Raw genomic sequence first — 10,960 nt, 5'->3', positions numbered from 1 at the left:
CGGTTCGGTCTGCTCCGGGAATTGGCGGGAATTGCGAAGCCTCCGACAACAATCGGGGATTTGCAGGGAGAGTTCATAGTGAAGCGTAGAGATTTTCTGGCCGCGGTTCCGGCCTCGGTGCTGCTCAGCCAGGTCGGCATCGCCAAGCCGGTGCCGACGAAGAAGGGCGTGATGCTGATGAACCGCATCGCCCCTTCGGTGTCCGAGCTGTACGTCGCCGGTCTCGACGGCACGGGCGAGCGCAAGGTGCTGGCGGAAAGCACCTACGACTATAACGCGCGCCTTTCGCGCGACGGTTCGCGCATGGCCTTCACTTCCGAACGTCTGGGGGACGGCAATTCCAGCCTGTTCGTCGCCAAGGGCGATGGCACCGGCGTCAAGGCAGTCGCGGGCGGCTCCAGCGTGGACGATGCCGCCACCATTTCGCCAGACGGCAAGTGGCTGGCCTTCGTTTCCACCCGCAATGGCTACAAGGCCAATGTCTGGGTGATGGACCTTGCCAGCGGCAAAGTGAAGCAGCTGACCGGCGTGGGCGAAGTGAAGGGCAATCCGGACAGCCCGGACTGCTATTTCCGCCCGGCCTGGTCGCCCGACGGCAAGTGGATCGCGTTTTCCAGCGACACCAACACCAGCTGGCGCGGCCATGACGAGAATCGCGGGTGGGAACACACGCAGGAACTGTCGATCTACAAGATCCGTCCGGACGGCACTGGCTTTGCCAAAGTCTCCTCACGCAAGAACTGGTGCCAGGGTTCGCCTTCGTGGTCGCCCGATGGCAAGCGCATCGTCTTCTACGAACTGACCACCGAGGCGACCTGGGGCGCCCGTCGTCCCGAATGGATCGGCCGCGTGGATTCGCAGATCGTCTCGGTCGATGTGGAGACCGGCGCGCGCATCGAACATACGCGCGGCGCCAACCTCAAGGTCTCGCCGCAGTACGTGACGCAGGACGAGATCGGCTATGTCGTAAAGGGTGGTCCCGATGAGGGTATCGCCTATACTTCGGGCCGTCCCGGCTTCAAGCGCAAGGGCCTGCGCTCCCCGCATTGGACCGCCGATGGCAACACGGTGATGTACGAAGTGCAGGAATTCCGCCCGGTCCGCGCGCTGGACAAGCCGCTCTTCAGCTGGGATCCGGAATACGACTATCGTTTCATGGACGTGTTCCCGATCCTCTCCAATCAGGGGATGTTGGCCTTTACCGAGAAGCAGACCGGCACATCCTCCATCGTCACCTGCAAGCCCGACGGGTCGCAACGTCGCGTGGTGTTCGACAATACCAAGTCCGGTCTGAACGTGGAGATGGTGAAGAAGGGCCTTGCCGGCGCCTTCCAGCCCTGCTGGTCGCCCGATGGCGAGTGGCTGGCCTTCGGCGTCGGCACCTGGTTCGCCGAACGCAGCTATGCCAAGGCCGTGGTCGTGCGCGTGCGCAAGGACGGCAGCGACCTTGAGGTGCTGACCGACGGCACCGTGCATTCCGGCTTCCCCAGCTTCTCGCACGACGGGAAGGAGCTGGTGTTCCGCGTCTGGGGCCAGAGCGAGGAACGGGGCCTGCGCGTGATGAACCTGGAAACCAAACAGGTGCGCGTGCTGACGGACAAGCTGGACAACCTGCCCGGCTGGTCGCCCGACGGCCAGCGCATCGTCTTCACCCGCAAGGTGGACGATAAGGATTATCAGGTCTGCACCATCCGCCCGGACGGTTCGGACTACCGCGAACTCACCACCAGCAAGGCCAGCGATGGGCATGCCGTGTGGTCGCCGGACGGGCGCATCATGTGGTCCGGCTCCGAACACGGCTTCCGGGACGAGGCCGCGCTCTACGACAATACCTTCCAGCAATACGGCCAGATTTACGTCATGGACGCCGACGGCGGGAACAAACGCTTGCTGACCGACAGCAAGTGGGAGGACTCAATGCCTCTTTACATTGACAAGTCTTTGATCTGAAAAGCTCTCTCCCTTGACGGGGTAAACCTTGAGGGAGGATGGCTACTGGCCGTCCTCCCTTTTTTCGTGGGATTCTATCGAAAGGACGCCGAGGAGCCAGTTCCTCCCCTGCAAGGGGAGGGGGACCACCCGAAGGGTGGTGGAGGGGTGTCAGCCTCTCGGTCGCGCACTACCGCGCCGGTGACACCCCTCCGTCAGTGCTTCGCACTGCCACCTCCCCTTGCAGGGGAGGATTGACCCTTTTACCCCACCTGTCGCAGCGGCGTCGGCGGAGCGCAGACATGCGCGCGGATCACGTCGAGGAAGGCGGACTGCACCGGGGTTGGCATCCAGTCCTCGCGCGTGGTGATACCGATGGCCGGCACCGCCTCGATCTGCCCGCAATGCAAGGTGCGCAGGCCTTCCTCATGCGTGAGTTCATACGTAGTCATCAGCGTCAGCCGGTCGGACCGCTTGAGCAAGTGGCGGATGATCGGCAGCGCGCAAGTGGCGACATGGGTCTGTGGGCCTTTGGTACCTTCGAAGATCCGATCGAAGCAGGCGCGGCGGCTGGAACCGGGAGTGCCGGTGATCCAGTCATAGGCCATCAGTTCCTCCACCGAAACCTTGCCCGCACGGGCGAGCGGGTGGCCGGCGCGCGCCACCACGGCATAGGGCGTTTCGATCAGCGGCTCGCAGACCAGGCCCGGCGCCACTTCCTCGGGCAGCAGGCCGACCACGAAATCGACCTCGCCCGCGCGCAGGCACTTGGTCATTTCGACAGCGCTTTCGTTCATGATCCGGATGTCGGCGCTGGGGTACTTTTCCAGGAACTGGTCGAGCACCGATGCCAGCAGCACGCTGCCGCCGAAGGGCATGGCGCCGATCACGATGGGGGTGCTGGTGCCGTCCAGCGCGGCGTCGATTTCCGCCACGCCCCATTCGATTTCCTGCAGGGCCAGCTTGATCATCTGGCCCAGCTTGATCCCCTGCGGGCTGACCAGCATCCCGGCGGCGGTGCGATAGAACAGCGAGACGCGCAGGTTGCCCTGCAAATCGCGCGCCGCGCGCTGGAGCGAGGCGGCGGAAATGTCGAAGCACTCGCTCGCCTGTTCGAACGATCCGTGTTCCATCACGCCGACCAGCGTGCGCAGTTGCGATCGGGTGAGGCGGTTGACGATGGCGCGGGCGCCGTCGGCATTCACGGCGGCGCCGATCTCGATCACGGCGCGCTCGGTCTGTTCGAAGAAGCGCTTCACGCGGGCATGGAAGACCATGCCGAATTCGTTGAGGTAGCTGCCGCTGGCACGCCGGTCGACCAGCGTGGCGCCAAGCTGCGCCTCCATTTTGGCGAGCGCCTGCGTGACGGCGGGCTGCGACAGGCTGCACGCCTCCGACGCGCGGCGCACAGACTTGAGATCGCCGATCGCTTCGAACAGGCGAAGCTGGCGGAAGCTCAGGCTCTGGGCGCGCTCGGCACCCGGGGTCTTGTGACTCGTTTCGTTGGCCATGTTCAGGTCCTCTCTCCACCCCGGACCTAGCGCGAAATTTATCGGGTCCGCAACGGGCCGGGCTATCACCCCGGCTTTCGCGGTTGCGACATGATGCGGCGAGGGTGGGTGACCGGCCGATTGCAGATTTGGCGAAAAATTGCGGGAATACAGCCAGTTTTTCGGCGAATCGTCATCGCGATGGAGGAGTCTGCACTGCGCCATCCTGCGACAGTCCTGCCGGTGAACCTATTGCGCGCGGCGCTGGATTTATAGGGATGGCGGCATAAATTCTATCACTTGGCGGGGCCTGAAGGGGCTGGACCTCTATAAATTGTGCGCTCGTGCCGACCGGTTCGGATGGGGGCTGCGTTGACTTGGAAGCGGGCCGGGCGCTTTTCGCGGGTCAACCGGCATCGGACGTTGCAGCCAACGCCGATAGCCATGTTTACTCATCCCCGAGGAGAGCGACCTTGAGCCAGAAAGTCCGCCTGAAGTTGGCGATTGCCGATCATCCGCACACCGCTGCGATCCGCGACGGCAGCATCGAGATCGAAGGTGTCGATGCCGAATTCGTGACGGTGAAGCCGCAGATCGGCGCGTTCCGCCGCATGGTCCGCGATCTTGAGTTCGACGTCTGCGAACTGGCGCCCACCACCTACATCATCGCCCGCGCCTATGGCCGCCCGTTCAAGGCGCTGCCGATCTTCGTGGTCCGCCGCTTCCACCACGGCGGCATGCTGGTGAAGCCGGATTCGGGCATTCGCCACCCCAAAGACCTTGAAGGCAAGAAAGTCGGCGTGCGTGCCTACTCGGTCACCACCGGGGTGTGGATCCGCCAGGTCTTCATCGACGAATACGGCATGGATAACGACAAGGTCACCTGGGTCGTCGACGACGAGGAACACGTGACGCAGCTCCAACTGCCCGCCAATGTGCAGCACACGCCCGAAGGCGTGTCGCTGGCGGACATGATGGCCAATGACCAGATCCAGGCCGGCGTCGAAGCCGCTGCCGGCATTGGCCGCACCGGTGCGCCGACCGGCGGCTGGCAGGAAGTCGACACCAGCATGTATGTGGACCTGATCCCCAATGCGGCCGAGGTCGAGGCGGAATACTATGCTCGCACCGGCGTCTATCCGATGCACGGCACCATCGTCGTCAAGGACGCGATCCTTGAGCAGCACCCGTGGATCGCACGTTCGCTGAACGATGCCTTCACCCGCGCCAAGGACGAGTGGCTGGCCAAGCTCAACTCGGGCGAGGCGACCGGCAAGGGCGCGGACAAGTACCGCGCGCTGCAGGACATCGTCGGCGCTGACCCGCTGCCCTATGGCATCGAGGAAAACCGCGCGACCATCGAGGCGCTGGAGCAGACCGCCTTCAAGCAGGGCCTGACGCCGCGCCGCATGACGATGGAAGAACTGTTCGTCGATCCCACCAAGGCGCCGGTTCGCGTTTGATAGCGTAGAGTTGCAACCATAAACCCTCGTCGTCCCCGCCCTTCGGTTGGCCGACAGGCCGGCCGCTCAGGGTAAACCGGGAACCCCGCTTGTTCTTCCGGCCTCGCGCTGTGGGGGAAAAGGAAAGCGGGGCCCCCGCCTTCGCGGGGGCGACGGGTGAGGTTGGCACTGAGATATTGGACCCGATCTTTCGCCGGTCGGGCAGAAAATTCCACGGAGAATCCCATGATTATCGACTGTCACGGTCACTTCACGACGGTCCCCAAGCACTTCCGCGAATGGCGCAGTGCGCAAGTCGCGGCGGCGGACGATGTGGCGAATGCGCCGCTCATTGCCGACGCGCATGTCAGCGACGACCAGATCCGCGAAGGCATCGAAGGCGGCCAGCTCAAGCTCCAGCAGGAGCGCGGCAGCGACCTCACCCTGTTCTCGCCGATCGCCGGCCTGATGAGCCACCACCTCGGCAACGAGCGCACCAGCCTTGAGTGGGCGAGCGTCTCCAACGACCTCGTCTACCGCGTTACCGAGATGTATCCGGACAACTTCGCGCCGGTTGCCATGCTGCCGCAGAGCCCGGGCGCACCGCCGAAGAACTCGATCCCCGAGCTTCGCCGCGTGGTGGAGGAACTGGGCTTCGTGGGCGTCAACGTGAACCCCGATCCCACCGGCGGTTACTGGACCGGCAAGCCCTTCACCGACAAGGAATGGTATCCGCTGTTCGAGGCGATGTGCGATCTGGACGTGCCGGGCATGGTTCACGTCGCCGCATCGTGCAATCCGAACTTCCACGGCACCGGCGCGCACTATCTGAACGCCGATACCTCGGTGTTCATGCAGATCCTGCAGAGCGATCTGTTCAAGGACTTCCCGACGCTGCGCCTTGTGATCCCACATGGCGGCGGCGCGGTGCCGTATCACTGGGGCCGCTATCGCGGCATGTCGCTGGAGATGATGGACCGCCCGCTGGAAGGGCTGCTGGACAACATCTACTTCGACACTTGCGTCTATCACCACCCCGGCGTCGAACTGCTGACCAAGGTGGTGCCGACTTCGAACGTGCTGTTCGGTTCGGAAATGATCGGCGCGGTGCGTGGCACCGATCCGAACACCGGTCACTATTTCGACGACACCAAGCGCTACGTCGATGCCTGCGAGGCGCTGTCGGATGACGACCGTTTCGCGATTTACGAAGGCAATGCCCGCAAGGTCTATCCGCGCCTCGACGCGCGGTTGAAGGCCAAGGGGCTTTAAGCACTACCTCTGACCATCATTCTCGTCATCCCCGCCCTTCGGCTGGCCGGCAGGCCGGCCGCTCAGGGTAAACCGGGGATCCCGCTTGTTCTTCTGGCCTCGCGCTATGGGGCAGAAAGAAAGCGGGGCCCCCGCCTGCGCGGGGGCGACGGAGTGGTTTGGGATAGGTCGGTCTTGAACTCTACGGCAGCGGCGGAAGTTATGCCTCACGGCTGACAATCAACTCCCGCCGCCGCCGCCCACCCCGCAAATTGACAGCAACCAGAACAGAGCCCCGGCAGCGCGATGCACGCTTCCGGCAGCGGAGACAGGTGCATGACGTCCAAGTTTGTCGATATCCATCCCCACGTCATATCCGACGACGAGGGCGCTTATCCCCCGGCGCCGCTGTTCGGAAAACGGTCCGACTGGTCGCAGGAGCGGCCGAGCACGGTAGAGACGCTGATCGCTTCGATGGACGAAGCCGGCGTTGCCAAGGCCGCCGTCGTCCATTCCTCCACCACTTACGGCTTCGACAACAGCTACGTCGTCGATGCCTGCAACCGTTATGCCGACCGCCTGATCGCGGTGGGTTCGGTGGACGTGCTGGCGCCCGACGCCGCCCAGACGATCCGTTCGTGGGTGGACCGGGGCCTCAAGGGCCTGCGCGTGTTCACCGGCGGGTCGACCAAGGAATTCGATCCCAGCGAACTCGACGATCCGCGCGCCTATCCGGCGTGGGAACTGCTGGGTGACCTCGGCCTGACCATGTGTATCCAGACCGGCCCGGTCGGCCTTCGCGCCGTGACCGCGCTGGCCAAGCGCTTCCCGAACGTGCCGATCATTCTCGACCACCTCGGCCGCCCCGATGTGACCGACGGCGCGCCTTATGCGAATGCGCAGAGCCTGTTCGATCTCGCGCCGATCGAGAACATCTATCTGAAGCTGACGCCGCGCATCATGGGCGATTCGACGAAGGGTGAGGCCACGCCCGAGACGCTGTTCCCCAAGCTGGTGGACGTGTTCGGCGCACAGCGTCTGGCCTGGGGTTCGAACTATCCGACTTCGCCCGGCACGCTGGCCGAAATCAAGGCGACTGCGGAAAGCCGCCTTGCCTGCCTCACCGAGACCGACCGCGAATGGATCTTCGCGAAGACGGCGCAGAAACTCTACCCCGCTCTGGACGACTGATCTCCAGAAGCGACAATAGGTGACATAAAGTGGAGAGAGACGAGATGGACAAGGCACTGGAACGAGGCGGAGCAGGCAGGGCGGCGAGCATAGCCGAACCCGCCAGCGCGGCCGCCTGGGCGGTGCTGCTGCTGCTGGCGCTGGGCGTGATGATCGCCTTCGTCGACCGCACCAGCATCTCGTCGGCTCTCGCCGATGCGCCGTTCATCCAGCACTTCGGCATGACCGACATGGACCGGGGCTGGGTGAACGCGGCATTCTTCTGGTCTTACGGCCTGATCCAGATTCCGGCCGGTTGGCTGGTCGACCGCTACGGCGTGAAGACGCCCTACACGATCTGCTTCGTGCTCTGGTGTCTGGCGACGGCGGTGACGGGCCTGATCTCGACGATGTTCGCGCTGATCCTGATGCGCTTCATCGTCGGCGCGGCCGAGGCGGTGGTCATGCCCGCCAGCTATCGGTGGATCCGCAACAACTTCAAGGAAGGGCAGAGCGGCACCGCCGTCGGCCTGTTCGCGATGGGCAACAAGTTCGGCCCCGCCATCGGCGCGCCGATCGCGGCATGGCTGATCACCGCCTACGACTGGCGGGTGATGTTCATCGCCACCGGCGCGGTCGGTCTGGTCTGGCTGCTGCCGTGGATGTTCCTCGTGAAGAACGACCTGCCGCGCCGCGAGGATATGGCCGCGATCAAGCGCAAGGCGTCGTCCGTGACGTTCGCCAGCATCCTCTCCAGCCCGCTGGTCTGGGGCACTTTGGTAGTGAACTTCTGCTACGGCTACTTCACCTTCTTCTGCATGACCTGGATGCCCAGCTATCTGGTCGAGGAGCGCGGGCTCAGCCTTGAGAAGTCCGGCCTGTTCACCTTCTTCAGCTTTGCCGGCATCGCCATCGTTGCGCTGATTGCCGGGTGGATGGCGGACAAGCTGATCGCGCGCGGCGGAGATCCGGTGTTCGTGCGCAAGGCCTTCGTGATCGCCGGTTTCATCGGCGCCTGCACGGTGCTGCTGGGCGCCAAGGCGGACTCGCTGAACGCGGCGCTGTTCTGGAACGTGTTCTCGCTCTCGTTCCTGGGCCTTGCCACGGCCAACAACCTTGCGCTTTGCCGCCTGACACTGATCCCGGCGCCGGCCGTGGGCCTCGTTACCGGCGTGCAGCAGGTGGCGACGAGCCTTGCCGGCGGCGTCGCGGCCAGCCTTTCGGGTTGGTTGCTTCATGTTTCGGGCAGCTACGATCTGCCGATGATGGTGATCTTCGTCTTCCTCGTGATCGGCGCGCTGACCACCTGGCTGGTGCTGCGCCCCGAGTGGGCACCGAAGATTTCGCTCGCAGCAGGCGAGTGAGCTACGCTCCGGGTGATCCTGACCCGTGGGGGCGGGTTGCATCACCCGGAGCGTAGATTGGATTGGCCGCGTGGGCGGCGGCTCCCTAGTGCTGCGACAGGCTCGCAACAGATTTTGACTGAAAGAGGATGCAATGGCGCAGATCGTATTCGGCATGGCCGTTCCGCACAGCGGGATGCTGGGTCAGGCCCCCGAGGACTGGCTGACCAACGGCGATCGCGACCGCAAGAACCCGGAACTCTGGTATCAGGGTCGCACCTGGACGTACCCGGAACTGGAAGCCGAACGCGGCGCCGCTTTCGCCCCGTTCCTGACGCTTGAGGAACGCACGACACGCGCCACCCGCTGCCGCGCCGCGCTGGACGAGATGGCCGAGGCTTACAAGCGCGCCAAGGTCGATGTCGCCATCGTGCTGGGCAAGGATCAGAAGGAAATCTGGCCCGACCAGTCGCCCTCGATCACCATCTACACCGGCGAGGACGTGCACAACGGCCCCCCGCAGCGCCCGGTCTATGCGCCCGATCACCATGTCGTGCATCAGGCCTATCCGGACTTCGCGACCTATCTGATCAAGAAGTTTCAGGAGCAGAACTTCGATCTCAACGATCTGCAGAAGTGGCCGCAGAACACCTGGATGGAATCGCGGCAGGGCTATGCGCCGGACTACCCGGTGGTGCCGCATGCCTACAGCTTCGTCTACCACCAGATCATGGGTGACGATGTGCCGCGCCATGTGCCGGTGCTGTTCAACCTGTTCTACCCGCCGACGCAGCCCTCGATGGCGCGCTGCATCGAATTCGGCCGCGTGCTGCGCGAAGCGATCGAGGCCTGGCCGGAAGACGTGCGCGTGGCGGTGATCGCCAGCGGCGGCCTGTCGCATTTCGTCAACGACGAGGAGTTCGACCGCGACGTGATGGAGAAGCTGGCCAGCTATGACTACGAGGGCCTCGCGGCGATCCCGGACGGCTATTACCAGTCGGGCACGAGCGAGGTGAAGATCTACTCGATCGTGATGATGGCTCTCCAGCAGACCGGCGCGAAGATGACTCTGGTGGATTACGTGCCCTGCTGGCGCACGGAGGCCGGCACGGGTGAGGGCATGGGCTTCATGTACTGGCAGCCGGAGGAGTAGAACCGGGGTGACGGGCGCTCAATCCATCGAGTGCCGGTCACGATTTTATCGTCGCCCCCGCGAAGGCGGGGGCCCCGCTTACTTCTGCGACCTCTCGTATGCCGCAAGAGAAGCGGGATCCCCGCCTTCGCGGGGATGACGGACTGGTTTATTGAGTCGTGGGAGCTTTTTCTCGCAGGCTGACGGGAGAGTGAGGGATCTCTCCCGGGCAGGTTTCGAAACGGACCTGCCGGTTTTTCGATGGCGGCGGTCGCCGGATCAATCGCGCGATGCCGCCCGGGACGAGGTACGGGCAGAGCAAGCCCGAAAGGAAAGATCCAAGCAATGACCCAGACGCGCCTCAACGGCATCATCCGCGCTCTCGAAGCCGGCAAGCCCGCTTTCACCTGCTTCTCGAAGGTCGACAAGCTGACCGCGCAGGAACTGACCGATGCCCCCTATGACGGCATCGTCTTCGAGATGGAGCACAACCCCTACGACGTCGCCGCGCTGGGCGACGCGCTGCAGTATATGCTGAGCCGCAAGAAGATCGCCGAAAGCGGTTCGGTCGCGCCCTCGGTCACGCCCATCGCGCGTATCCCGGCGAACGGCGGCGAGATGAACCAGTTCCAGGCCAAGCAGGTGCTGGATCGCGGCGTCTACGGCGTGATCACCCCGCACGTTTCGACCGTGGAGCAGGCCTACAACATGGTCGCTTCCGCCCGCTATGCGAAGCCGACCGGCGCCGCGCTCTACGAGCCCAAGGGCATTCGCGGCGACGGCCCGGCCACGGCCGCGCGCTATTGGGGCCTGTCGCAGCCGGAATACTATGCCAAGGCCGACGTCTGGCCGCTGGCGCCGCATGGCGAACTGCTGGTGGGCATGATGTGCGAAAGCCCCGAGGCGATCGAGAACCTTGACGACATTCTCGCCAACGTTCCCGGCATCGGCTTGGTGCTGATCGGCGAGGGCGATCTTTCGCAGGCGCTCGGCTACCCGCGTCAGTACGATCACCCGGAAGTGGTCAGCGCGATGAACAAGATCGTCGAGGTCTGCAAGAAGCACAACGTCGTCGTCGGCAACCCGCACACCAATGCCAAGAATGTCGCGCGACTGATTGGCGAGGGCTATCGTTTCCTGATGTCCGCGCCGACGCGCAGCTACGGCGTGGTCGGTCAGGGCCGCGAACTGGCGGGGTACTGA

8 protein-coding genes are annotated in these 10,960 nt (G+C 64.2%); 7 read left to right on the top strand and 1 reads right to left on the bottom strand.

Going from position 1 to position 10,960, the window contains the following annotated elements; all coding sequences use genetic code 11:
* The first annotated feature begins 78 nt into the window (after positions 1-78).
* Positions 79-1,950: a hypothetical protein gene (locus EDF56_RS10625; protein WP_243652533.1), complete on the top strand. Its 1,872-nt coding sequence runs from the start codon at positions 79-81 to the stop codon at positions 1,948-1,950.
* Between the two features lie 242 nt (positions 1,951-2,192).
* Here the strand turns inward: EDF56_RS10625 and EDF56_RS10620 are convergent, their stop codons facing one another.
* Positions 2,193-3,440, bottom strand: coding sequence for a LysR family transcriptional regulator (locus tag EDF56_RS10620; RefSeq protein WP_165912169.1), 1,248 nt, complete (start codon positions 3,438-3,440; stop codon positions 2,193-2,195).
* A 452-nt stretch (positions 3,441-3,892) separates the two neighbouring features.
* Here EDF56_RS10620 and EDF56_RS10615 point away from each other — a divergent pair, with 452 nt between their 5' ends.
* The 6 genes from EDF56_RS10615 to EDF56_RS10590 all read left to right on the top strand — a co-directional run bounded on the left by EDF56_RS10615 (position 3,893) and on the right by EDF56_RS10590 (position 10,960).
* Positions 3,893-4,882 (top strand): PhnD/SsuA/transferrin family substrate-binding protein, encoded by a 990-nt coding sequence (locus tag EDF56_RS10615; protein ID WP_132387083.1) that lies wholly within the window; start codon positions 3,893-3,895, stop codon positions 4,880-4,882.
* A 225-nt stretch (positions 4,883-5,107) separates the two neighbouring features.
* On the top strand, positions 5,108-6,133 hold the full coding sequence (locus tag EDF56_RS10610; protein WP_132387081.1) for an amidohydrolase family protein: 1,026 nt from the start codon (positions 5,108-5,110) through the stop codon (positions 6,131-6,133).
* Between the two features lie 315 nt (positions 6,134-6,448).
* Positions 6,449-7,303: an amidohydrolase family protein gene (locus tag EDF56_RS10605; RefSeq protein WP_132387079.1), complete on the top strand. Its 855-nt coding sequence runs from the start codon at positions 6,449-6,451 to the stop codon at positions 7,301-7,303.
* Positions 7,304-7,347: 44 nt separating this feature from the next.
* Positions 7,348-8,646 carry an MFS transporter gene (locus EDF56_RS10600; protein ID WP_132387077.1) on the top strand — a complete coding sequence of 433 codons (1,299 nt, stop codon included), beginning with the start codon at positions 7,348-7,350 and terminating at the stop codon, positions 8,644-8,646.
* Between the two features lie 133 nt (positions 8,647-8,779).
* Complete coding sequence (locus EDF56_RS10595; protein WP_132387075.1) at positions 8,780-9,778, top strand: protocatechuate 3,4-dioxygenase; 999 nt, start codon at positions 8,780-8,782, stop codon at positions 9,776-9,778.
* 324 nt (positions 9,779-10,102) lie between these two features.
* Positions 10,103-10,960 carry an aldolase/citrate lyase family protein gene (locus EDF56_RS10590; protein WP_132387073.1) on the top strand — a complete coding sequence of 286 codons (858 nt, stop codon included), beginning with the start codon at positions 10,103-10,105 and terminating at the stop codon, positions 10,958-10,960.

This window comes from Novosphingobium sp. PhB165, from assembly GCF_004341845.1.
Taxonomy (GTDB): domain Bacteria; phylum Pseudomonadota; class Alphaproteobacteria; order Sphingomonadales; family Sphingomonadaceae; genus Novosphingobium.
The sequence above is the reverse complement of the archived record's forward strand: the minus strand, read 5'-3'. Positions and strand labels throughout refer to the sequence as shown.

Coding starts and splice junctions, on each gene's coding strand:
- EDF56_RS10620 (WP_165912169.1), bottom strand. CDS start 3,440: ATGGCCAACGAAACGAGTCACAAGACCCCGGGTGCCGAGCGCGCCCAG.
- EDF56_RS10610 (WP_132387081.1), top strand. CDS start 5,108: ATGATTATCGACTGTCACGGTCACTTCACGACGGTCCCCAAGCACTTC.
- EDF56_RS10605 (WP_132387079.1), top strand. CDS start 6,449: ATGACGTCCAAGTTTGTCGATATCCATCCCCACGTCATATCCGACGAC.
- EDF56_RS10600 (WP_132387077.1), top strand. CDS start 7,348: ATGGACAAGGCACTGGAACGAGGCGGAGCAGGCAGGGCGGCGAGCATA.
- EDF56_RS10595 (WP_132387075.1), top strand. CDS start 8,780: ATGGCGCAGATCGTATTCGGCATGGCCGTTCCGCACAGCGGGATGCTG.
- EDF56_RS10590 (WP_132387073.1), top strand. CDS start 10,103: ATGACCCAGACGCGCCTCAACGGCATCATCCGCGCTCTCGAAGCCGGC.